Origin of the sequence: Rothia sp. HMSC069C04 (genome assembly GCF_001812895.1) — a bacterium.
Taxonomy (GTDB): Bacteria; Actinomycetota; Actinomycetes; order Actinomycetales; family Micrococcaceae; genus Rothia.
Genome location: NZ_KV810755.1, coordinates 1 through 24,135, shown reverse-complemented (window position 1 = coordinate 24,135; position 24,135 = coordinate 1). Strand labels below are relative to the sequence as shown.

The window sequence follows — 24,135 nt, the reverse complement described above, 5'->3', positions numbered from 1 at the left end:
ACCGGGGCCATATACCGGGGCCATATACCGGGGCGCGGCGGCGGTGAGCGGGACCCTTTCCCTCTCACTAGGTGCTCTTGACTTTATCTGTCTAAGCTAACAGGTCTTCTCCGAGACTTCAGGATAGGGCGACCTTAAGTGTGCACAAATGAAACTTATGTGCATAATTGCGCTCCTTAGCCGCGAATCTCCTCCCCAGCGCACAAAACACAGAAATGCGAAAACCCCCTCCTACCGAAGTAGAAGGGGGCTTTTGCTAAACCGTGTCGCGGGTACCTCACCTTTCAGAGAAGGTAGGTTACACGCATCAGGTACTCACACTGTTTACAGGCCGACCAGGGACAGGACGTAAACCCAAACACAGGTGATAGCCAGCAGTGCTGCACTGTACTTGATCGCCATGGAGGTAATCTTGGATTCCTCGCCGGAGCTGTTCACAGCAGCCGCTGCAATTGCGATGGACTGCGGGGAAACAATCTTCGCCATCACACCACCGGCGGTGTTAGATGCAACCAGCAGGGTCTGGCTGACGCCAATCTGCTGTGCGGTGGTAGCCTGCAGGCCAGCGAAGAGGATGTTGTTGTTCACCACGGAGCCGGTCACGAACACGCCAATCCAACCGATGATCGGGGACAGCAGCGGGAAGATAGCACCCACAGCGGCAACAGCCAGTGCGATGGAGGTAATCATACCCGCGTAGTTCATGACGTTAGCAACGGACATGACCAGGCAGATCATGAGGATCGGGGTCTGCAGCTGCTTCCAGGTTGCGCCGAGTTCCTCGATAGCCTCGCCCCAGCTAATCTTGGAGGTCAGGATGGTGATGATGGTAGCCACCAGAATTGCGGTACCGGATGCGCCCACAATGTTCCAGGTGTAGGTCACGTCGATAGGCTTGGGGGTTGCAACAATCGGTGCCGCCTGCGAGATGCTCTGGTGCAGCCAGGGCAGGGGGAAGGAGATGTTGGTGAAGCCGAGCGCGCCCTTAGCAGCGAAGAGGGGCTTCAGAGCGGTGGACCAGAGCAGAATCACGACGGACAGGTAGACGAAGGGGCTCCAAGCCTTGAGGATTTCGCCGCTGGTGTGCTTGACGCTCTGCTGCGCCTGAACTTCTTCCAGGGAGGGAGCGGTGGGCTCGCGGAAGATGTGCTTGGGCTGCCACTTCTGCATGACCAGTGCCAGAGCGACCAGTGCCAGCAGCGGCGGGATGATGTCAACGAGCTCGGGGTTACCCAGGGTTGCGAGCAGAACGGACTGGCCACCGGAGTAGATAACGCCGACCATGAGAGCTACCAGACCGACTTCGCGGATACCGCGCAGACCGTCCTGAATAGCGACGAGCACCAGGGGGATCAGGCCTGCCATGATCTGGATAACCAGGACCATTTCGATGGACAGACCGTGCAGGTCCACGCCGCCGCGGGTTGCTGCGGTGGTCACGGGGATACCGATAGCGCCATATGCACCGGAGCTCACGTTAGCAATCAGGGCGAACATTGCGGCCTTGAGCGGGTTGAAGCCCAAGGAAACCAGCAGTGCGGCACAGATAGCAATCGGAATACCGAAGCCTGCAGCGCCTTCAAGGAAGCCACCGAAGCAGAATGCAATCAGCAGCATCTGGATGCGCTGGTCAGTAGAGATGGACGAGATGGAGGAGCGAACGATTTCGAAGCCGCCGGAACGCACGGAAATGCGGTAGAGCCACACTGCCATGAGAACGATCCAGCCGATGGGCCACATGCCCGAGAGGAAACCGTAGAGGATGGAGCCTGCACCTGCGGTGACGGGCATACCGAAGATGCCGCAACCGATCACGAGTGCGAGCGCCAGGGAGATGACGGCAGATTTAATACCGCTGAGCTTCAGGACGGTGAGGCCCAGAAGGAAGAAAATAATCGGGACTGCTGCCACGAGTGCAGAGAGGGCACTCGAGTGTAGCGGGTCGTAGACTTGCTGCCACATGATTGTATTGCGTTCCTTTCCGCGCCCCGAGGGGCGGGATCGAGTTGTGCCGTAAAACCTTCCCAGCGACGCTTGTGGCGGCGTGTGTGCCGTGTGTTGCAGGTGCGTGCACCTAGCTGTTTTATGCGTTATGGGCGCTATCCTCTGGGGATATATGCCTTCACTTGGGTTCGTGTTGGTTTTGCGGCTATGAAATTCAGTGTGTATGAAGTCGTGTTTTAGTCACAGAAACCTAAATATTCCTTGATTTGTCAAGGGAAATTCAGTGCCAAAGCTAAAATTTCTGACCGCTAAAACGCGATTCCTTGTGTACCCAATGTACCACCCATCACCCACAAAATCGGGCATATTCCAACATTTAGATCGAAGCTCATAATTGCACACTAACCTAAAGACCCACCGCTTTACAGGTGCAATGCCGGCCCCTCCCCCGCCATCCCAAGGAAGAGAGCGCCCTTCAGTGCTTCCAGCCGTGTATTTGGCACCGACTCCCGTATTTCCCCATCCAAGCAAGCAAAACAAAAACCACTAAACGGCATACAAAAAGCTCCGGAAGGAAAAACCTTCCGGAGCTTTATCTGTCGGGTTGACAGGATTTGAACCTGCGACCCCTTGACCCCCAGTCAAGTGCGCTACCAAGCTGCGCCACAACCCGATTCGTTATTCACGATATTGTTTTCAAGGTTTCCCCTGAACACTCGAATAACTATACCGGGCTTTCAACCCCCGCGCAAGCCAGAATCCCCATTTTTAGAAAAAATCTTAAAAATCTTTTTTTTGCAGATTTTCTGCACAGGATCCAGCGCGTGGGGGCCCAGCCCAGCAACACGGCATCAGGCAGACACCCCCGCTACTAGCGGCGGCCGCCCTTACCCTTCTTAGCCTTCGCGCTCTGACGCTCACCCAGGGAGCGGCGCTCACGCACGCGCATCGAAATCTCAATCGGGGTGCCTGTGAAATCAAAGGTCTCACGCAGACGACGCATGATGAAGCGTCGGTAACCCGGATCCAAGAAACCGGTAGTAAAGAGCACGAACTTCGGCGGGCGCGAAGACACCTGAGTACCGAAGAGAATACGCGGCTGCTTGCCACCGCGCAGCGGGTGCGGATGCGCGGCCACAATCTCACCCAGGAATGCGTTCAGGCGGCCGGTCGGAATACGCGAATCCCACGACTCCAGCGAGTGCTCCAGGGCCGGGACCAGCTTGTCCTTGTGCCAACCGGTCTTCGCCGAAATGTTCACGCGAGGCGCCCACTGCACGTGGGCCAGGTCGCGCTCAATCTCGCGCTCAAGCATGTAGCGGCGATCCTCATCGAGGGTATCCCACTTATTGAATGCCAGGACCATCGCACGACCCGAATCAATCACGGTCTGCACGATACGCACGTCCTGCTCAGAGATCGGCTCGGAAACATCCAGCAGCACCACGGCAACCTCAGAGCGCTCCAGAGCAGTCTGAGTACGCAGCGAAGAGTAGAACTCCGCACCCTTAGCCATATGCTGGCGACGGCGAATACCCGCGGTATCCACAAAACGCCAAGGGTAGCCGCCCAGCTCAATAATCTCGTCAATCGGGTCACGAGTCGTACCAGCCAGGTCATTCACCACGGCACGCTCAGAACCAGCCAGCTTATTCAGCAGCGACGACTTACCCACGTTCGGGCGACCCACCAGAGCCACACGACGCGGGCCACCCAGCGCCTCCGGCTGAGCAAACTGCGAGTGCTCCGGCATGACCTCAAGGATCTCGTCCAGAGCATCCGCCAGGCCACGACCGTGCAGACCCGACACCGGGAACGGCTGACCCATACCCAGCGACCAGAGGTTATAAATCTCCGGCTCCAGGTGAGCGTCGTCAATCTTGTTAGCAATCAGAATGATCGGCTTCTTCACGCGGCGCAGCATACGCACAATCTGCTCGTCCGAAGCGGTCACACCCACGCGGGCATCCACCACCAGGACCACAACGTCGGCCTGCTCCACAGCGATCTCAGCCTGCTCAGCAACCTGAGCATCAATACCGCGAGCGTCAGACTCCCAACCACCGGTATCAACCAGGGTGAAGCTCTTACCCAGCCACTCAGCCTTATAGGACACGCGGTCACGAGTCACACCCGGCTTATCCTCAACCACCGCTTCACGGCGGCCCAGAATACGGTTAATGATGGTCGACTTACCCACGTTCGGGCGGCCAACAATCGCCACTACCGGATCAGCGAGCTGCTCTTCCTCTTCCTCAATGTCGAAACCCCAGGCACCCAGCAGGGCGCGGTCCTCTTCATCCAGGTCGTAGTCCTCAAGACCCTCAAGCAGAGCCTGAGCACGCTGGTCAGCGGTCTCATCATCAATCTCAGCGAGGCGCTCAGTAACGTCGTCCTCGCCACCGCCCAGGTACTTATCTTCGTAATCGTCGCGGATAGCGTCCTCAGCCATGCGCATTCCTTTCTCTACCCGCCCCCGCGCCCAACCCATTGGTCAGCACGCGAGCACGGCTCAACGTCTTCTCGGGAGCGGATGCACCACTCCCCCAGCGTTTCGGCGGGGCCTAGCCCGCGCGCTTCGCCTTCAACTGGTCATTCACAGCGTTAATCACTGCAGAGACCGTCGCATTAAAATCAAGATCCGAGCTGTCCACCAGGGTCACACCCTCGGCAGCTTCCATAAAGTTATTGACCTTCGAATCCTTCGCATCACGCTCAGCGATCTGCTTGCTCAAGTCACCCGAAGCGCCGGACTTCTCGGAGTTCTCCAGGCCGCGGCGCGCCATGCGCACCTCTTCAGAAGCAGTCAGCAGGATGCGCGCATCAGCGTCGGGGGCAACTACGGTGGTGATGTCGCGACCCTCAGCGACCATGCCGTTAATAGCGTGGTTAATCATCCAGCGCTGCAGGCCAATCAGGTGCTCACGAACCGCCGGAACCGAAGCCACAGCAGAAACGGCCGAAGAAATGCGCTCGCTACGAATCTCCTCACGGATATCGGTCGAGCCCATCAGAATCTCTTCTTCCTTAATGTTCGTACCGAACACCAGGGGCATCTCCTCGACAGCCTTCGCGATCGCTTCAGCGTCGTTCAGGTCAATGCCAAGTTCCAGCACACGGTAGGTTGCGGCACGGTACATTGCACCGGTGTCCAGGTACGCCAGACCAAAGTGGCGTGCAACTTCCTTAGACACAGACGACTTACCGGAACCGGAGGGACCGTCAATAGCAATCGTCAGTTTAGGGTTCTCGTGCATCAGCACTCCTTCAAATTCGTCTCAAACTTTATGCCGGAAAATACAGCTTTAACTCTACTTCACAACACGCCAACCGCGAGCCGACAAATCGCGGACCAGCGCCTCATGAATAGACGGATTGACCGAGATTTCAGCCATACCCACCGGGGCACCCGTCGAGTGCTCCAGCCGCAAATCCTCAAGGTTCGCGCCCAGCTCACCAATCTCGGCAAGCAAACGAGCCAGCGTGCCGGGGGTGTCGTCCACCAACACCGTCATCTTTGCAAACGCGGCGGGGGCAGTACCGTGCTTACCCGGAATACGGCTCACGCCCGCGTTGCCTTCGCTCATCAGCTGCGCCAAATCCAGGCGAGCGCCGGATGCCGTCGGGTTCTCCAGCGTCGCGATGAGGCGGTTCAGGTCATCACGCACCCCGTAGAGGGTCTTCACAATCGGGTCAGCGTTCGCCGCAAAAATCTGCACCCACAGCGTCGGGTCCGAAGCCGCGATACGCACCGTATCGCGCAAACCCTGACCCGCCAGGGACAGCGCATACAGCGGAGTGTCCTGCAGACTCGAAGCCAACAGCGAGCTCATCGCTTGCGGCACATGAGAGATCAGAGCGACCGTCTGATCATGCTCCTCAACGCTCAGAGAAGTCACAATCGCGCCCAGCTCCACCGCCACAGAACGCACCAGACGCACACACTCGGGGCGAACCGAATCGTGCTCGCAGATAATCCACGGACGCGCCTGGAACAGCTCACCACGAGCAGCCACCGGGCCAGACTTCTCACGCCCAGCCATCGGATGCGAACCCACGTAACGGGACGCATCCGCGCCCGAAGCAAGCACATCAGCCAGCGGCTGCACCTTCACCGAGGCAACATCCGTCACCACAGCGCCGGGGTAGCCCGCCTCCGGTCGAGGCGCGTAGGTGTTCAACGCGCGAGCGCACACGGCACCGGCACTATCCGGAGGCGCAGCCACCACCACCAGCTGCGGGGCGAGGGCGGCGCGTTCCTCCTCCGACAGGGTGGAGATGCTTGTACCGGCACCAATATCCTGCGCCACTGCCTCGGCGGTGGGTGAAATATCTTGGACGTACACGTCCTCGCATCCTGCCGCACGCAACCCCAAACCAATGGAGGCACCCAGCAGACCCGAGCCGATAATGAGCACCGGCCCGGTTAGCGTTGAGTCCATGGGCAGCTCAGATGCGGAAAGCTCAGCGGGCGAGCTCATGACAACTCCTTAGCGTTATTACATGTCCACCGAAGCGAGCAGGTGACCGATCTCGACCTTGGAGAGGTTACGGACGGTGCCCTGCTTCTGCGAACCAATACGAATCGGGCCCATCTCGACACGGACCAGGCGCTCGACCGGGTAGCCGACCGCGTCGAAGAGGCGGCGCACAATGCGGTTCTTACCGGAGTGGATGGTCACCTCAACGAGCACGTGGCCAGGGGTGGAGTCCACCAGCTTGAACTCGTCAACGCGGGTCACGCCGTCTTCCAGGCGAATACCCTTCTTCATGGCTGCGCCGACGCCGGGCTCCATGGGGCCGGGAACCTGCACCAGGTAGGTCTTGGGCACCTCGTAAGAGGGGTGGGTGAGGCGGTTCGCCAGTTCACCGTCGTTGGTCAGCAGCAGCAGACCCTCGGTTTCGACGTCCAGGCGGCCCACGTGGAATACGCGCTCGCTCATGGAGGAACGCAGGAAGTCGGAGATGCAGGGGCGACCTTCGGGGTCTTCCATGGTGGAGACCACGCCGGCGGGCTTGTTGAATGCCATGTAGACGAGCTTGTCGTTGGTCTGAACGGTCATGCCGTCCACTTGCACGGTGACCTTGGAGGGGTCCACGCGCACGCCCAGCTCGGTCACGACTTCACCGTTGACGGTGACGCGGCCTTCGGTAATCATTTCTTCGCAGACGCGGCGGGATGCCACACCGGCCTGGGCAAGCAGCTTCTGCAGGCGTACGCCGTCGTGGTCGTAGAACTCGTAGTGGTCTACCGGGGCGTTGCGGGGGCGGCGGGGGCGGTGCGGGCCAGCGTAGTTGCTGACGCGGTATTCGCCGCGCTCGTTTGCGAAGGCTTCGCCGGAGCGGTAGGGGCGGCCCGGTGCGCGGCGTTCGCGCTTGGGCAGTTCGGTACCGCGGCCTCGGCCGGAACCTGCGCGGCCTGCGCCGAACTTCTTCTCGCCAAACTTCTTGTCACCGAATTTCTTCTCGCCGAAGCCCTTTGCGCCGCCCTTGCCTGCGCCACTCTTCGGTGCGCCGGGACGACCGCCGCGTGCGGATGCGCCCTTAGCGCCGGGCTTACCGCCCTGACCGGGACGAGCAGCGCCGGGACGGCCACCGCGGGAGTTCTGGGGGCGACCGGATGCAGAGCGGCCGCCGCGGGAGGAGTTTCCATATGCCATGGTGTTCTTCTCTTTTCTGTCGTATAGTGCGAACGTTTCAGGAATTTCCCGAACGTTCGTTCGTCTTATTGATTCGTTGTCTTTGTCTTAGTCGTTGCCCTCGGCAAGCACTGCGGCTTCCGTATCATCGGGCAGGAAGGGCGCAAGCGCCGGCAGCTCCTCCAGGGAGTTCAGCCCGAGCTTCGCCAGCAGTAGCTCCGTGGTTTCGTAGAGGGTCGCGCCGCTTCCGGCTTCTCGCCCTGCTTCACGAATCAGCTGCCGTTGCAGCAGCTGACGGATTGCCGCATCCGCATTTACGCCTCGAATGGAGGCTACCCTCGCCCTGGTCACCGGCTGCTGGTAGGCAATGACAGCCAGCGTTTCGTAGGCTGGTTTGCTCAGCGTCGCGCTCTTGGAGCGGGTCACAAAGCGTGCCACCCAGGGGGCGAAGTCGTCGCGGGCGTAGAGTTTCCAGCCTCCGGCGACGTTCCGCAGCTGGAATCCGCGCGGTTCGGGCGCCACTCGGTTTTCGTCTTCTCCGTAGCCGCTTTCTTCGCCGTTGTACTCGCGGTACAGCTGGTCGAGCGCGTGCTCAACAGCGCGTTCGCTGACGATGAGCGCGGCGGAGAGTTCTTTGACGCTCACGGGCGCTTCGGCAACGGCTAGGATTGCTTCGATGGCGCTTTTGACGCCGCCGGGGATTGCCTCGACCTTGGAGAATTCGGCTTCGGCATCGACCGCCACGCTGGGTGCGGTGGAGGGGCCTCCCGCCGGAATCTTTACCGATTTTGTTGCCGGCTCCTTCGACTCACGGGATACAGTTTCCTGCGATTCCTCATAGCTGTCGGAAATGTCGGAACCATCGGAGTCCTCTACCGGTTCAGTGGCTTCAGCCTCCTCAGCTTCTTCGGTAACCTCGGCATCTTCGGTAACCTCAGCCTCCAGAGGAGTTGCCGCTACCTCGTGCTCAGCCGGCTCAGCGTCCGCCTCAGCAGGCTTTGAAATTTCCGCCTCTACCGCCTCTGCCGGCGCCGAGTCAGCCTGTTCCGAATCTTCGTCTGCGTTCGGATCCCAGTAGCCCATGTTCACGATGGCAAGGTCGTCAGGGGTGAATTCACGGTCAAAGCGTGAGCCGTGATTACTCATAATCCTCCTCTACCGGTTCCGTGTTAGCTTCAGATTCGTTCGCAGATTCGTTCGCCTCGGGTGATTCAGGTGCTTCACCAATTTCGTGCGCATCCTGTGTGCCTGCGGTGTCTGTACTTTCTTCGCGGATTACGAATTGTGCGGCGCTCGCGCTCGCACGTACCCGAATGGCTCCGAGCGGTGCGTCCTGTTCCACGTGCAGGGCACCTTCTTTGTAGAGCTCGAGCAGGGCGAGAAAACGAACCACCGCGATTTCTAGGTCGCCGGATCCTTGAACCAGTTCGGCGAAGCTCAGTTCCCGCGCCGCGGTATCGAGCAGGCTGTGCAGAATGTAGTGTTCTTCAGCCGCGATGGTGGTTAGCGGAACGTGCAGGTGCTCGTTGAGTTCTTCAACGATTTCTTCGGGTTCCGGTTCGGGCTCTTTGGGGGTTCGACTCAGCGCTACTGCGGCGATGCGGGCGAACTCTTCGGCACCTCCGGTAAAGACCAGCTCGGGAAGCGCCTGGGCGAACCGTTCTTCAAGGGCTACCGCACGGGGAAAACGCTGCGCTTCTTGCGCCCAGCGTTCAGCAAAAATATCGGCAACTTCGCGGTAGGCGCGATATTGCAGCAGACGGGCGAAAAGCAGGTCGCGTGCCTCCAACAGTGCAACATCCTCTTCGAGAGGTTCACGATGCTGCGGGAGCAGGCGTGCGGTTTTGAGTTCCAGCAGGGTTGCGGCGATGACCAGAAATTCACTGGCTTCGTCGAGTGCGCGTTCGGTGCCTTCAGCGTAGAGGGCGTGCAGGTATGCGAGGAACTCGTCGGTGACCTCTGCGAGCGCCACCTCGGTAATGTCGAGTTTGCGGCGCGAAATCAGGGTCAGTAGAAGATCAAAGGGACCCTCAAAATTACTGAGGGTGAGGGTGAAACCGCGTTCCGGGTTCTGCAGGCCGCGGCCCTCAGTCCGGGCGTTCGCGGCGGTGTCTGCATTCGGTGTCGGTACCCTCACGGCAGCGACGTTCGTGGTCATAAACGACCTATTCTCCTTAGGTTTATTCTCCCCGGCTTTTGTTGGTGCCGTCTCAGATGCGGCTTCTGCTTCGCCTATTTTTCGACGTAAGCAGTGTGCGGGGTCTTTAGAATCCACACAATTATACGCCCTCTGCCGGTGTGACTCAAGGGTGAGAGTCACCTCAGCAGAGGGCGTATAGGTGTGGGGGCTTTAGCGTGCGCCGCCCTTGTAGATCAGTTCGCGTGCCACCTGGCGGTATGCTTCCGCGCCGGGGTGGCTGGAGGCGTAGCTGAGAATCGGCTCAGCGGACACCGATGCGTCCGGGAACTTCACGGTGCGCTTGATGACGGTGTCGAAGACCTTGTCGCCGAATGCGTCCACGATGCGTGCCAGAACTTCCTTGGAGTGGATGGTGCGCGCGTCGAACATGGTGGCAAGTACGCCGGAGATTTCGAGGTCGGGGTTCAGGCGGTCCTGCACCTTCTCGATGGAGTCGACCAGCAGTGCGACGGCGCGCAGTGCGAAGAACTCACAAATCAGCGGAATAATCACGCCCTCGGAGGCGGTCAGCGCGTTGACGGTCAGCAGACCCAGAGACGGCTGGCAGTCGATGAGGATGACGTCGTATTCGTCGCGGACCTTGCGCAGTGCCGAGGCGAGAACCTGCTCGCGAGCCACTTCGTTGACCAGCTGAACTTCAGCTGCGGAGAGGTCAATGTTGGCGGGCAGCAGGTCGATGTTCTCCACGCCGGTGGGCAAGATGACGTCCTTGATGTCGACCTTGCGGTCCATCATGACGTTGTAGACGGTCAGGTCCAGTTCGTGCGGGTTCGCACCGAAACCGGCGGAGAGAGCACCCTGCGGGTCAAAGTCGACCAGCAACACCTTACGGCCGCATTCTGCCAGTGCCGCGCCCAGGTTAATGGTGGAGGTGGTCTTACCCACGCCGCCCTTCTGATTCACCATAGAGATAATGCGGGCGGGACCGTGGCTGCTCAGCGGAGCCGGGTCGGGGTATACGCGCAGGGGTCGACCGGTGGGTCCGAGTTCTTGAGCCTGAGCTTCAGTCAATGGTTCACCTTCATCAATGAATTCGAAGTTTTAAAGTTTAAGCGTTGTCTATAAGGTTACCTCAAGAGCGGCTGTTCCGCGGATTGACGGGGTTTATCCCCGTTCGTGGGCACGCGGATGCGCCATGCGGTACACCTCCATGAGCCCCTCGGGTGTGACCTTGGTGTACACCTGCGTGGTGGCGATGGAAGCGTGCCCGAGCAGTTCTTGCACCACGCGAATATCGGCGCCGCCCTGCAACAGGTGCGTTGCGAAGCTGTGGCGCATGGAGTGCGGTGAGAAGTCGGAGCTGAGCCCGGCGGCTTCGGCGGCTTCTTTGAGGATGAGCCACGCACCTTGGCGTCCGAGTCTGCCGCCTCGTCCGTTGACGAAGAGCGCGGCAGTGCCTTTACCGTGCGCTACGAGGGAGGGGCGGGCACGCACCAGGTAGTCTTGGATTGCTTTTTGGGCGTAGCTACCAATGGGTACGAGCCGTTCTTTGTTTCCCTTACCGAAGAGTCGAACGTAGCCGGGCAAAGTGATCTGGTTGCCGTCTTCATCGGTGAGAGTCCCTTCGAAGTGCACGTCGTCGATATCGGCATTGAGCATTTCGCTCACGCGCGCGCCGGTGGCGTAGAGAAATTCGAGGATGGCTCGGTTGCGTAGCCCGGTTGCGGTTTCACGGTCGGGTACGGCAAGTAGCCGCTGAATGTCTTCGACGCTAACTGCTTTGGGCAGACGCTTGACGTTCTTAGGCGGGGTGACCGGCGCCGCCGGGTCGGTGGGCACGATGAGCGCGGAGACCCAGAAGGCGTGCGCGCCGCGGACTGCCGCCATAGTGCGGGCGATGGAGTTCGGGCCCAGCGGCAGGGGCAGGCTTGGCGCGCCTTCTGCGGTTAGCGTTTCTTGTTCAGGGGCCCCAGCTTTCGACTGCCCGGCACGGCCTTTTCCAGCAGGTCCTTTTCCGGCGCGCCCGTTTCCAGTACCTCGCCCCGATTCGGAAGCGATCATCAGTGCCAGCGATTCTGCGGCTTCTTCCTGTGCTTCCTGAGATTCCTGCGCGTTCTGCTTATTCTTCTCCCCTGCGTCAAATCCGGCAAGGGGCACGGTGGGGGCGGCGAGTTCCCGCATGAAGGAGCGCACCTGCGCGGTGGTGATGCGTTCGGGGTCGATGACGCCGAGGGTCGCCATGTAGGCGCTGTATCGCCGCAGGTCACGCGCGTAGGAGGCGATGGTGTGCTCGCTGCTTCCTCGCTCCACGCGCAGGTGGATGAGGTACTGCTCGTTGGCTCTCTGGAGCGGGGTCTGCGCCTCCTGGTGGGAAGCACCCAGGGCAGAAGAACCCAGCATGGAGGAACCAGCAGAAGAGGGCACGCCGAGCAGACCCGCGCCGCGGGGTGTCTTGCTCACCGTACTTTTTGCCTGCTTCACGCTATCTCCTCTGCCGGTTCTGTTGATATTTGGGCCTCTTGACGTTTGGGTTTGCCGTAGGCGAGACTACTCCCCCGCCCTACGTTCGGTTCTTAGTGGTTGCGGAAGTTCTCCGGCTTTTCGCGGCGCTGTCCCATGTAGGGGTGGAACTCCCAGCCGCCCTCGGCGGGGCGCAGACCTTCAAAGTTGTTCTGCGCCGCCGCGTAGGTGGCGAGTACCGCCTGGATAGCGAGCGCGTTGTGAACCTTTCCGCCCAGTACCAGCTGTACTGCCTCGGCGAGGGGCACCCAGCGGTAGGTCATTTCGGCTTCTTCTTCGGTGCGTTCGCTACGTTCTTCGGCGGGCAGTTCCGAGAGATTACGCGCCAGGTAGACGCGGCCTGCTTCGCTGGTTGCGCCGGGGCTGCTGAAGTAGTCGGTCAGAGCGTTCCAGGTGCCTGCCTGCAGGTCTGCCTCTTCGGCAAGTTCGCGCTGCGCGGCGACCAGGGGGTCTTCACCGTCGATGTCGAGCAGTCCGGCGGGTACTTCCCAGAGGTTCATGCGCACCGGGTGGCGGTACTGGTTGAGCATCAGCAGTTCGTTGTTGTCGTTGAGGACCGCCACGGCGACGGCGCCGGGCATTTCCACGACGTCGCGGGTCAGCACGGTGTTTTCGTTGAGTTCGTACTCTTCAACGGTCGTTTCGATCACGTAGCCGCTGTACTTCACGGTGCGGGTGCGGATGGTGCGTTCGGAGGGTGCATCAATAATCTGCTGGTTGTTGCTCATTCTTTCATTGTAGGCGGCTTCTTAGCCCCGCTACGTTTGGCGCGTCAGGTACAGGCACGGAATAAGGCACGTTTAGGTTTAAACGAAAGCATCCCGCTCTCCCCAGTACGGGGTGAGCGGGATGCTGAACGTTCGTGCCTAGATGTTAGGCGCCGCGGCGCTCCAGAGCAGCCTTAATCAGGCCGGAGAAGAGCGGGTGCGGGCGGGTCGGACGCGAGCGGTACTCGGGGTGTGCCTGAGTTGCCACGTAGTAGGGGTGTGCCTCTGCGGGCAGTTCCACGTACTCAACCAGAGAGGAGTCCGGGGAGGTACCGGAGATGCGCAGGCCTGCTTCTTCAAGCTGCTCGCGGTACTCGTTGTTCACCTCGTAGCGGTGGCGGTGACGCTCTGCAACCTCGGTTGCACCGTACGCCTTAGCAACCTGAGAGCCGGGAACAAGGTTTGCCTCGTACAGGCCCAGGCGCATGGTGCCGCCCAGGTCGCCTGCACCTTCGACGAACTGCTTCTGCTCTTCGATGGTTGCGATGACCGGTACGGAGGTTTCCGGATCGAACTCGGTGGAGGATGCTTCGGACAGGCCCAGTACGTTGCGTGCGTACTCGATGACCATGGACTGCAGGCCGAGGCAGATGCCCAGGGTCGGGATCTTGTGCTCGCGTGCGTACTTGAGGGCGCCGATCTTGCCGTCCAGGCCGCGGATGCCGAAGCCGCCGGGCACGAGGATTGCGTCCATGTTGCGCAGCTGGTGGTCTGCATCTTCGTCGGTTGCGCACAGGTCGGCTGCAACCCACTTGATGTTGACCTTCACGTTGTTTGCGAAGCCGCCGGCGCGCAGAGCCTCGGAGACAGACAGGTATGCGTCGGGCAGGTCGATGTACTTACCGACCAGGCCAACGTTGACCTCTGCTGCGGGGCGGTGCACTGCGTCGAGCAGGCGGTCCCACTGGGTGAAGTCCGGTGCGGGAGCCTCAATGCCGAAGTAGTCGAGGATGTAGTCGTCGAGCTTCTGGCTGTGCAGGGTCTTGGGGATGTCGTAGATGCTGGGTGCGTCGGCGCAGGAGATGACTGCGTCGCTGTCCACGTCGCATGCGTTACCAATCTTGGTACGGTGCGATACGGGGACCTCACGCTCACATCGCAGGATCAGACCGTCAGGCTGGATGCCCAGGCCGCGCAGTGCTGCCACGGAGTGCTGGGTCGGCTTGGTCTTGAGCTCGCCGGAGGGGCCGATGAAGGGCACCAGGGAGACGTGCAGGAAGAAGACGTTCTTGCGGCCAACATCGCGGCGTACCTGGCGTGCTGCCTCCATGAAGGGCAGGGACTCGATATCGCCGACGGTACCACCGATTTCGGTGATGATGATGTCGGGTGCGTTGTCAATTTCCGCTGCGTGACGCATGCGGGCCTTGATTTCGTCGGTAATGTGAGGGATGACCTGGACGGTGTCGCCGAGGTATTCGCCGCGGCGTTCCTTTGCGATGACGGAGGAGTAGACCTGGCCGGTGGTCACGTTAGCGGACTGGTCGAGGTTTTCGTCCAGGAAGCGCTCGTAGTGTCCGATGTCGAGGTCGGTTTCAGCACCGTCGTCGGTGACAAAGACTTCACCGTGCTGGAAGGGGTTCATCGTACCGGGGTCGACGTTCAGGTAGGGGTCGAACTTCTGCATGGTCACAGAGAGGCCACGTGCGCGAAGAAGCTGACCGAGGGAAGAGGCCGACAGGCCCTTACCGAGAGAAGATGCAACGCCGCCGGTCACGAAAATCTGGCGGGTTACCTTGTCGTTAGAGGACGCGTTCAGAGCGTTATTTTTTTCATTCACCACGGAATTCAAGCCTACCATTTTCTTGTCTGCTATCCAAGCAGAGGGTTTTGCCGCGAGAGGATTCTCTCAGGCGGCTTTCCCTCCCCTATTTGTCCTTATCACCACTGTAAACGGAGCTGGGGATTTATTATTCCCGCCGCGCCGTGTAGAAGCAGGTGTAGGAGCATTCACAGAGTATCTCACATCCTCTGGGCTCCATGCGCCGCTATTGGTCACCGGCACGGGCTGTACCGACAACTTTCCGAGGCACGCTCGCGCACTTCTGCCCCTTTGATGGTCTTTAGTGCGAAAGATGCCGCCTTTCGGCGCTTTTGCCAGCACTTTCTTCATGCTTTTCCCTGCCGGTTTGCCGCCGGTTTCAGCGCCCCTGCGGCACTTCTCGACCGGCTGCCAGTAGCTCTCGGGCATGCTCTCGCGCCGATTCTGATTGATCGTGCCCGGAGAGCATTCGCGCCAGTTCCACCACGCGTTCCTCTTCGGAAAGTACCTTGACCTTTGAGAGGGACGCGTCATCGTTTTTCAGCACGAGGATGTGCTGGTCCGCGAAGGCTGCAACCTGCGGCAGGTGGGTGACCACCAGAACCTGCACGTGTCGGGCGAGCATGGCGAGGCGGCGACCGATTTCGATAGCGGCCTTACCGCCCACGCCGGAGTCCACCTCGTCAAAGATGAAGGTGGGTACGGGGTCCACTTCAGCAAGCACTACCTCCAGGGCGAGCATCACGCGGGAGAGCTCACCGCCGGAGGCGCCCTTACCGAGCGGGCGCGGCACGGCGGTTCGGTGCGGCGCCAGCATGAAGGTCACGGTGTCTCGACCGTGTACCGAGAACTTTTCGGCTTCGGCAACTTCCACGACCAGGGAGGCGTTCGGCATGGCAAGAGCGGTGAGCTCTTCGCTGACGGCGTCCGCCAGTTTCTGCGCGGCGGCACGGCGCAGGGCGGTCAGCTCTTCTGCCTGGGCGCCAAGCACCTTGCGTAGCTGTACCAGCTCGGTTTCCAGGGTTTCCTGTCGCTGCGGGTCGTCCACCAGGGTCTCAAGGCGTGCGCGGGATTCTTCGGCCCATTCGAGGACCTCAGCAATATCGGCACCGTACTTGCGGGTGAGGGTCGCCAGCTGGGCGCGGCGAGTCTGCACCTGCGCCAGACGTTCGGGCCCTTCAACATCCAGGGAGGCCATGTAGGAGGACAGATCCGAAGAGATGTCGGTGGCAAGAATCAGCAGCTCGTTGACGCGCGCCGCGAGGGAGGCAAGCTCTTCGTCAGCGTCTGCCTGCGCCTGTAGCGCGGAGCGGCTTGCATCGAGCAGGCTCATGACGCTCTGCTCGTCGCCGGTGGAGTACTCGCTACCGCTGAGCGCTGCGGATGCGGTTGCCGAGGCAATGCGTAGCGCTTCCACGTTCATGAGCTTCACCATTTCGGCTTTGAGCTCTTCTTCTTCCCCGGCCTGCGGATTGACGGCGCTGATTTCTTCGAGGGCACCCTGCAGGGTCTGCGCTTCGAGGGCTCGTGCGCGAGAGTTTTCGCGTACTTCCTTCAGCTCTGCGGCGGCGGCGCGGTATCGCTCGTAGTTTTCGCGGTACTTCTCAAGCAGGTTGGCGAGCTCTTCACCCGCGTACAGGTCGAGGGACTGGCGCTGCTCTGCCGCTGATTTGAGGCGCAACTGATCGGACTGGCCGTGGACTGCAACAAGAGTCTGACCAATCTGAGACAGGGTTCCGATGGGCGCGGAGCAACCTCCAACATGCGCGCGGGAGCGTCCCGAGGCGTTGACGGTGCGTGCCAGAAGCAGCTCGGAGGTCTGTTCGTCGATGTCTTCGGCGGTGCCGCCGGCTTCTTCAGCAAGCTCAAGGGCGCGGTGCCCGTGGGGCAGGCGAATGACTGCTTCGGCGAGGGCGCTCTTGGCGCCGTTGCGCACGCTGGATGCGTCGGATCGGGCGCCCAGGAGCATGCCGAGGGCAGTGACGACCATGGTTTTACCTGCGCCGGTTTCGCCGGTCAGCACGGAGAATCCGGGTTCGAGGGGGAGCCTCGCATCGGTGATGATGCCGAGGTCTCGAATATGGATTTCCTCAATCACGAACGTTCATTCCTTTTCTTTAGTGCTTCTCGGTATCCTGCGGGCCGCGCCAGCCACGGATCGGAAGCTCAAATTTACGCACCAGTCGCTCTGAGAAGGGAGCCGGGTGGATACGGGCGAGCAGCACCGACTTTTCGGAGCGTCTCACCTCAATACGGGAGCCGGGGTCCAGCTCTACGGTTCGGCGGCCATCGCACCAGAGCACGCCGGAAGCGCCGTTTCCGGGCATCATTTCTACCGCCAGAGTGGAGGTCGGCGCTGCTACCAGCGGGCGTGCGAAGAGCGCGTGAGCCGAGAGGGGCACCATGAGAATTGCTTCAACTTCGGGCCAGACGACCGGGCCGCCGCCGGAGAAAGCGTAGGCGGTCGAGCCGGTGGGGGTTCCCATGACCACGCCGTCGCATCCGAAGCTGCTGAGCGGGCGGCAGTCCACCTCGATAATGACTTCAATCATTTTTTCGCGGTTGCCCTTTTCGACGCTGGCTTCGTTCAGCGCCCAGTCGCTGTGCACGCGCTTGCCGTCGTTCCAGACTTCCACGTCGATTGCCATGCGTTCTTCAACGGTGTATTCGTTGTTGACGATGCAGCGAACGGTTTCGGTCAGGTCGCTCTCTTCAGATTCGGCGAGGAATCCGACGTGTCCCAGGTTCACGCCAATGAGCGGAACGCTGGTTCGGCGTACCATTTCTGCGGCGCGAAGAATCGAACCGTCACCACCGAGTACCACGCCGAGTTCAATATCGATGAGCGCCACGGATTCATGGACGACCTGCACGGGGACGGGCTCGTCCCAGTTTTCGCTCAGGGTTTCCAGATCGGAGCGAGTCATGACGGGTGCGAGTCCCTCTTCGTAGAGCTGGGTGCATGCCTGTCGGGCGGCATCTCGTGCTTCTTTGCGCCCCACATGGGCGAAGACGAGAATCTTACGGTGACGTTGTTCCACCGAGTCTTCAAAACCATGACGTTCGAAACTGTGGTATTCGGAACTATGACGCGCACCTGCGGCAACTACCTGTGCGGTTGCTTCCTGCGGTGCGTGGCTTTCGTGTTCTGCCATAACGACTCTCTCCCATCGGGTGTTGAGATCGGGATGTTGAGATGGTGTATCTACACCTATCATACCGAATATGTTCTCGAAGATTTTCTAAAGAGCTATATTTTTAGAAAATTATTTCGAATAGCGTACGGCTGGGGTATCTCTAAAATACCTGTAAAAATACCTGCGAATAGCGCGGCAGCCTGAGAAAGCCCCGCCCTCAACGCGTCCTGCGTTACCGAGCGGTTTCTCTCAGACTGCCTTAGCACTATTTATTTTCGGCACTATATTTACTTTCGACACCGTTGAATAGGGAGTTGTAAAAAAGTTCCCTTAGCCTGCACAGCAAGATAATTTCGAAACATCTTTGTCAAAAGTTAGGACAGCCAGCTTCAATCCTTCTGCCATTGTTAGATATGGAGCCATCGTTTCTCTCAGATCTCCAACAGTTAAACCGAATTTCACAGCTAATGTTGCTGCATAAATTACGTCTCCTGCGTTTTCTGCCACTACATGCGCCCCTAACACTTTCAATGTTTTCGCGTCTGCCACTAATTTGAAAACACCTGTTGTTTCCCGATTAACGAGCGCTCTTGGAACAGCATCCAACGGCAATACCGATGTTTTCACTTCATATCCTTTTTCTTTTGCCTGTTGCTCCGTTAAACCAACCGTTGCAATCGATGGAGAAGTAAACGTAACGCCTGGAACCACTTCTAAATTGACCTTTTGATTTAGTCCTCCGATTGCATTACGAGCAGCAAGTCCACCTTCATAAGCAGCTACATAAACAAATTGGGGACCGAGAGTGACATCTCCAGCTGAATAAATTCGGGAATTGGTCGTTTTAAGATAATCATCAATGACAATTTCACCACGGGAACCAACTTCAACGCCTGCTGCATGTAAGTTTAATGATTCTGTATTTGGTTTTCTTCCAGTGGCAATTAGCAATTGTTCTGCTTCAATAATTCGCTTTTTACCATTTATCTCAACATGAACTTTTTTAATGTCTCCATCTTGCTCAACTCGTTCATAGGTTGCACCTGTTACTAAATTAATTCCCTGTTCTATTAAGGCCTTAGTAATGGCTTCTGAAATTTCAGGATCGTATTCTTTTAATAGACGCTCGCTTCTTTGAATCAAAGTGACTTCTGACCCGAGGTTATGAAATAGTTGTCCTAATTCCATGCCGATATATCCTGAACCAATTACGGTAAGACGATTTGGAACCTTCTTTAATTCCAATAAGCTAGTGCTTGTTAAATAATCTACTTCATCTAATCCGGGAATATTAGGTGCAGTTGAAGAAGCACCTGTAGCTATTAAAAATCTTTTGGCTGTGATTTGATTGCCATTTACTTCAACTGTATTTTCATTTACGAATTTTGCTTCACCTTTTATTAATTCAAAACCATAATCATCAATTAAATTCACATATTTTTCATTTCGCATCTCGGTTACTAAATCATTCTTTTGTTTTACTAATGGCGCTAAATCAACACTTGAAGCCGAAGTGTGTAATCCCACAAATGGATTATTTTTTGCTAGATGATTGATTTCCCCTGCTCTTAATAAGGTCTTAGAAGGAACGCATCCGACATTAACGCAAGTTCCACCCACCGTTCCACGCTCAATCATAGCCACTTTTGCGTTCAAAGTAACGGCTTCAATGGCAGATGAAAAGGCAGCTCCACCAGAACCGATGATGATGTAATCATAATCATAGTTACCTTCATCATTTAAACTTACATCTGTCCTTTTTTCCGATTGCACTTGTATTTCTTCTGCTTCGCCCGGGTGATAATTTGCGTCAGCAATCGCCTTTATTGCACTTTCAACCTCAATATCATCGGGCAGTTCAAATACTGCTTCACCACGACGATAACTAGACTCAATATTTTTAGCACCTATCTTTTCAAGTGCTGATTCTACGTGTTTTTCACAACCCGTACAAGTCATTCCTGAAATGTTTACCTTAAATTTATTCATAAAAAAGCTCCTTTCGTTTGTTAATGTTTCTATTATAACATAGTTTCAATTCGTTTTAAATCCTCTATTTGTTTTTGCACTTCCTTTTGTTTTTTAGAAACAAATTCGAACATATCTTGACAACGAACTTCATCTTTATCTACAACACCAAGTAATTTATAAATCTCACTTAAAGAGAAACCAAGTTCCTGTATTCGTTTATTAAACCCAACACGCTTAACGTCATCATATGAATATATCCGATAACCAGCTTCCGTTCGGTGAGGTTCTTGTAATAAATTTTTTCGCTCGTAATATCTGATCGTTTCTTTATTAACTCCACATTTATCTGCAAACTCACTAATGCGATAAATCATCTTATTTCACCCCCTGAATATTATAAACCATGTACCATAGTACACGGTCAAGTAAATTGGACTATTTTATTTTTTCCCAAAGTATCACTCGTATGTGATTGATACTTTTATATAATACTATTGATTATCCTAACATCCCACCAGAAAATCCGATTTAAACACCAGTTGTTTTTAAACTATTAAGAAAGTAATTCCACTATATATTCCGAAGACCCTTTATTTTTTGCACCATAGGAAGTACTCTACGTTGCCGTCCTGTCCGGGGAGCGGGCTGGGTTCCATACCCATCACACGCAATCCGTGGCTGACCGCAGATGCCTGAACTTTTTCTACTGCTTCACGGCGGGCGGATTCTTCGTGCACCACTCCCCCACGTCCGATGCGATGCTTGCCGACCTCGAACTGCGGCTTGACCATGAGCACCAGGTCGCCGCCGGTTTCGGTGGCGTTCGCTAGCGCCTCCATAACCAGGGTCAGCGAGATGAACGAGAGGTCAGAAACCGTCAGTTCGACCTGCCCACCAATGTCTTCGGGCTTCATATAGCGAACGTTGAGTCCTTCGTACACGCCGACTCGCGGTTCTTCGCGTAGCGCGTCCACGAGCTGCCCGTGTCCTACGTCAACGGCGGCTACGTGGGCGGCTCCTCGACGAAGCAACACGTCGGTAAAGCCTCCGGTGGATGCTCCCGCGTCCAGGCAACGCTTGCCTTCTACCTCGATATCGGGGAACGCGTCGAGGGCACCGGCGAGCTTGTGCCCTGCGCGGCTGACGTATTCGGTCAGCTCGCTCTGGCGCACGTAGAGGGTGTCCTCCGGGCCCACGAGCATGGACGCTTTGCGCGCAACCTTGCCGTTGACTTGCACGTCCCTTGCCGCGATGAGTTTTGCGGCGAGGGTTCGGGAACTCACGAATCCGGCTTCGACCAGGTATTTATCGAGGCGCACGGTGTCCTTGTCTTCTTTCTGTCGTCGTCTGGTGATGTCATCGTCTGGTGACGGGTTATCTAGTGTCACCTCAGAGCATTGCTGTTCTGAGGTGACACCGCCGCGAACTAGGAGAGGTTTTCGAGGTCTTTCTCCAGCTGCTCACTCATCGTTTCGAGGCGCTTGACGCGCTCTACGGGATCCATGGCGAGGGTCGCCGCGAGTTGGCGCTCGAATTCTGCATCAAGCTCAGCGGTTTCCTCTGCCGTGCTATTAGTCTCCGGTTCTTTAGGCACCGGGGATCCCCTGGATGTTGGGGCGTGCGCCCTGTTCGGGGTTTGCCGCCCACCATGCCGCGCAGGCTACACGCCATGCTTCGGCTTCGCTCTCGCTGCCCGCGAATGCTTCGGTGTCTTCAATCTCGGGGCCGGTCAGGCTCAGGTTTTCACCGCGAACTCGGGCCTGCCAGGTGGGGCCGGTTGCGGTGACTTCATAGCCTTCGTAGAGCACCTCAATTTCGGGGTAGGGTGCGAAGAAGTCCTCGAGGGTGCGCAGAATATAGGTCGGACGCTGGTTCGGCACGGCCTCGATGACGTCCTGGTAGGTCTGTACGCCGGTTAGGACGAGGGCGCCGTCCATCTTTGCGTTGTTGGCGCCGAGAATGTCGGTGTCCAGGCGGTCGCCCACGATAACGGGGCGGCTGGAGTTCACTGCCTTTGCTGCAGTGTGGAAGATGGGTGCTTCGGGCTTGCCCGCGACGAGCGGGGTGCGGCGGGTTGCACTTGCCACGGCTGCTACGAGGGTGCCGTTACCGGGTGCCTGGCCTCGTTCCTTGGGGATGCTCTGGTCGGTGTTGGTGGCAATCCAGAGGATGTCGGGGTTTGCGAGGGTGTAGGCGGCTTCCGCCAGGTCTTCCCAGCCGATCTTGGGGTCGAAACCCTGGATGACGGCTACGGGGCCTTCTTCTTCCTTGCGTACGGTTTCGAGGCCTACCGCACGAACGCAGTCGGCGAGTGCTTCGGTACCGGTGATGAGCACTTTGGAGTCTGCGGGTACGTGCTGTGCGAGCAGTGCGGCGCCTGCCTGTGCGGAGCTGACGACTCGTTCTGCTCGGGTGTGCACACCCAGTTCACGCAGGTGCTCTGCTACAGATTCTACAGAGCGCGATGCATTGTTGGTGACGAAGATGACCGGTACATTGAGTTCTTCTTCGGCGCGGTTGAGCGCTTCGGGTGCGCCTTCGATGGCGAAGGGACCCGCGTAGACTACGCCGTCCAGATCGGAGAGGAGGGCATCGTAGCGGGATAGGAGTACGTTCGTGGTCATAGAGTGTTCCTCTCGGGGGCTCTGGCGGTTGTCGCTATTAATCGTACCTGTTAGACACTCTAGCGTTGGTGCCTTCGGGCGATTATATGGAAAACCGCTGGACGCGCTCCCCTGCTTGGGTGTGGCGTCCAGCGGTTTCACGCTGACACTTAGGTCACGTATTTAGAATTCTTAGATTCTCTGCAGTCTTATTCTGCGGAGGTTTCTTCTGCTTCTTCAGTCTTGGGAGCTTCGGTCTTCTCGTCCTCAGCTACTTCTTCTGCAGTTTCGATTGCTTCCTCTTCTGCGGAAGCTTCAGCGGTCTCTTCAGCTTCTTCTGCGGTCTCAGTGAGTTCTACGGACTTCTCTTCCTGCTCGAAGAGGCCAGCTTCACCGAACATGTCGAAGATTTCGGGTTCTGCGAAATTGCCCTGGCCCAGTGCTGCTTCTGCCATGAATGCGAGGCGTGCCCAGCGTTCTGCTTCCTGGTTACGGCCTGCGTTAGCCAGCGCGTCGGAGTATGCGCTGAACAGGCGGGGGCTGTACTCGAAGGCACGCTTGGGGTTCAGCTGAGGAATCTGCAGTGCTACGACAGCCTCTGACTTCTTGCCCTGATCGCTAAGGATGCCGGATTCAACGATGGCAAGCTCTACGCGCACGTTGGCGGGCAGTTCTTCCTTCTTGAATTCTGCAATCATTTCCATTGCCTTGGGCAGACGGCCGAGCGCACGTTCGCAGTCCACCAGCAGTGCCAGGTGGTCTACGGAGCCGCTAATACGGCGGTGGGTGCGCAGTTCGCGCAGTGCCAGTTCGAAGTCTTCTGCCACGTATGCGGCGACGCCAACAGCTTCGCGTACTGCGGCAATACGGCCTGCACTGCGGGATGCAGCAACGGCGTGTTCCAGCGCGAATTCGGGATCGATGTCGAGGTAGCGACCAGCCATGGCGAGGTGCTTTGCGACGGTTTCTGCGTTGCGAGGTTCCAGGGCGCGCAGCTGACGGAAGGTCGCGCCGTCCAGCTCGCGACCGGTGATGTCATCGTCAATTTCCGGCGCCTTGGGCTTTGCGGGGCGATAGCCTGCACGGCCACCGATGCTGCGTACTTCTTCGCGAGGTGCTTCTGCCTCGGGACCGTTGGAGCGAGGTGCCTTGGATCGGGAGTCGGAGCGACGGCCGTCGAACTTCTTGCCTCCGCGGTCGTTACGCTTGAAACCGCCCTTGCCGCCAAAGTTCTTGCCGCCCTTCTTGGAGCGGAAGTCCTTTCCTCCGCTGTTCTTGCGGTGCTGGCGGGGGCCGGAGCCGTTAGACTCGTGACGGGGGGTCTCAGACATGAATCTCCTTGGGAGGTATCCGCCAGTGTGGGCGGGTAGGGTATGCAGTCGATTCGGGCGAACCGCTGCCTGAGGCATCAACTCTATGAGGGGTGTTTTAGATACACCCGCTAATGCCTAAACATAAGCCATACCATTCTAGTATAGAGAGCACCTTCCGTGCACCCGTACTGATGGGATGTTAAAGACAAATGGGGAGGCCTAACGACCTCCCCAAACAAAAATAGCCCCGGCGAAGCCGGGGCTATTGAATAATAAAGCGGCAATAACCTACTCTCCCACACCCACAAAAGTGCAGTACCATCGGCGCGAAGAGTCTTA

The 24,135-nt window shown here is 58.0% G+C and carries 18 protein-coding genes, 1 tRNA gene and 1 pseudogene; all 20 read right to left on the bottom strand.

Annotated elements, in window-relative coordinates:
• Positions 1-324: 324 nt before the first annotated feature.
• Positions 325-1,962, bottom strand: a complete 1,638-nt coding sequence (locus tag HMPREF2879_RS07010; RefSeq protein ID WP_070635125.1) for an L-lactate permease — start codon at positions 1,960-1,962, stop codon at positions 325-327.
• Between the two features lie 581 nt (positions 1,963-2,543).
• Positions 2,544-2,617 (bottom strand) — tRNA-Pro (locus tag HMPREF2879_RS07005).
• Between the two features lie 198 nt (positions 2,618-2,815).
• Positions 2,816-4,396, bottom strand: a complete 1,581-nt coding sequence (der, locus tag HMPREF2879_RS07000) for a ribosome biogenesis GTPase Der (RefSeq protein WP_070635124.1) — start codon at positions 4,394-4,396, stop codon at positions 2,816-2,818.
• 112 nt (positions 4,397-4,508) lie between these two features.
• Positions 4,509-5,201: a (d)CMP kinase gene (gene cmk / locus HMPREF2879_RS06995; protein WP_049358673.1), complete on the bottom strand. Its 693-nt coding sequence runs from the start codon at positions 5,199-5,201 to the stop codon at positions 4,509-4,511.
• A gap of 54 nt (positions 5,202-5,255) precedes the next feature.
• Positions 5,256-6,425, bottom strand: coding sequence for a prephenate dehydrogenase (locus tag HMPREF2879_RS06990; protein ID WP_070635123.1), 1,170 nt, complete (start codon positions 6,423-6,425; stop codon positions 5,256-5,258).
• 18 nt (positions 6,426-6,443) lie between these two features.
• Positions 6,444-7,604 (bottom strand): pseudouridine synthase, encoded by a 1,161-nt coding sequence (locus HMPREF2879_RS06985; RefSeq protein WP_005507699.1) that lies wholly within the window; start codon positions 7,602-7,604, stop codon positions 6,444-6,446.
• Positions 7,605-7,691: 87 nt separating this feature from the next.
• Complete coding sequence (scpB, locus tag HMPREF2879_RS09215; RefSeq protein WP_083309641.1) at positions 7,692-8,729, bottom strand: SMC-Scp complex subunit ScpB; 1,038 nt, start codon at positions 8,727-8,729, stop codon at positions 7,692-7,694.
• Positions 8,722-9,741 (bottom strand): segregation and condensation protein A, encoded by a 1,020-nt coding sequence (locus HMPREF2879_RS06975; RefSeq protein ID WP_070506805.1) that lies wholly within the window; start codon positions 9,739-9,741, stop codon positions 8,722-8,724. The genes scpB and HMPREF2879_RS06975 overlap by 8 nt, the downstream gene beginning before the upstream one ends.
• A 192-nt stretch (positions 9,742-9,933) precedes the next feature.
• Positions 9,934-10,794, bottom strand: coding sequence for a ParA family protein (locus tag HMPREF2879_RS06970; RefSeq protein WP_005506637.1), 861 nt, complete (start codon positions 10,792-10,794; stop codon positions 9,934-9,936).
• Between the two features lie 93 nt (positions 10,795-10,887).
• Positions 10,888-12,204 carry a tyrosine recombinase gene (locus tag HMPREF2879_RS06965; protein WP_070635122.1) on the bottom strand — a complete coding sequence of 439 codons (1,317 nt, stop codon included), beginning with the start codon at positions 12,202-12,204 and terminating at the stop codon, positions 10,888-10,890.
• 92 nt (positions 12,205-12,296) lie between these two features.
• Positions 12,297-12,971, bottom strand: a complete 675-nt coding sequence (locus HMPREF2879_RS06960; protein ID WP_049350387.1) for an NUDIX domain-containing protein — start codon at positions 12,969-12,971, stop codon at positions 12,297-12,299.
• A 145-nt stretch (positions 12,972-13,116) separates the two neighbouring features.
• Positions 13,117-14,811, bottom strand: a complete 1,695-nt coding sequence (locus HMPREF2879_RS06955) for a CTP synthase (RefSeq protein WP_070635121.1) — start codon at positions 14,809-14,811, stop codon at positions 13,117-13,119.
• A gap of 340 nt (positions 14,812-15,151) precedes the next feature.
• Positions 15,152-16,870 (bottom strand): DNA repair protein RecN, encoded by a 1,719-nt coding sequence (gene recN / locus HMPREF2879_RS06950; protein ID WP_005506652.1) that lies wholly within the window; start codon positions 16,868-16,870, stop codon positions 15,152-15,154.
• Positions 16,871-16,889: 19 nt separating this feature from the next.
• A complete protein-coding gene (locus HMPREF2879_RS06945) occupies positions 16,890-17,927 on the bottom strand; it encodes an NAD kinase (protein ID WP_141744447.1) in 1,038 nt (345 codons plus the stop codon).
• A 312-nt stretch (positions 17,928-18,239) separates the two neighbouring features.
• The gene (merA, locus tag HMPREF2879_RS09210; RefSeq protein WP_083309640.1) at positions 18,240-19,898 is read right to left on the bottom strand and encodes a mercury(II) reductase; all 1,659 of its coding nucleotides are present in this window, start codon (positions 19,896-19,898) and stop codon (positions 18,240-18,242) included.
• Positions 19,899-19,933: 35 nt separating this feature from the next.
• Positions 19,934-20,254, bottom strand: a pseudogene (gene merR, locus HMPREF2879_RS09205) (Hg(II)-responsive transcriptional regulator); the annotation flags it as partial.
• 216 nt (positions 20,255-20,470) lie between these two features.
• A complete protein-coding gene (locus HMPREF2879_RS06940) occupies positions 20,471-21,199 on the bottom strand; it encodes a TlyA family RNA methyltransferase (RefSeq protein WP_049360431.1) in 729 nt (242 codons plus the stop codon).
• A gap of 107 nt (positions 21,200-21,306) precedes the next feature.
• Complete coding sequence (locus HMPREF2879_RS06935; protein WP_005506658.1) at positions 21,307-21,474, bottom strand: hypothetical protein; 168 nt, start codon at positions 21,472-21,474, stop codon at positions 21,307-21,309.
• Positions 21,467-22,504 carry an HAD-IIA family hydrolase gene (locus tag HMPREF2879_RS06930; RefSeq protein ID WP_049361975.1) on the bottom strand — a complete coding sequence of 346 codons (1,038 nt, stop codon included), beginning with the start codon at positions 22,502-22,504 and terminating at the stop codon, positions 21,467-21,469. The genes HMPREF2879_RS06935 and HMPREF2879_RS06930 overlap by 8 nt, the downstream gene beginning before the upstream one ends.
• A 188-nt stretch (positions 22,505-22,692) precedes the next feature.
• Entirely contained in the window at positions 22,693-23,814 is a 1,122-nt protein-coding gene (locus tag HMPREF2879_RS06925; RefSeq protein ID WP_049356240.1) for a tetratricopeptide repeat protein, read from the bottom strand.
• Between the last annotated feature and the right edge of the window lie 321 nt (positions 23,815-24,135).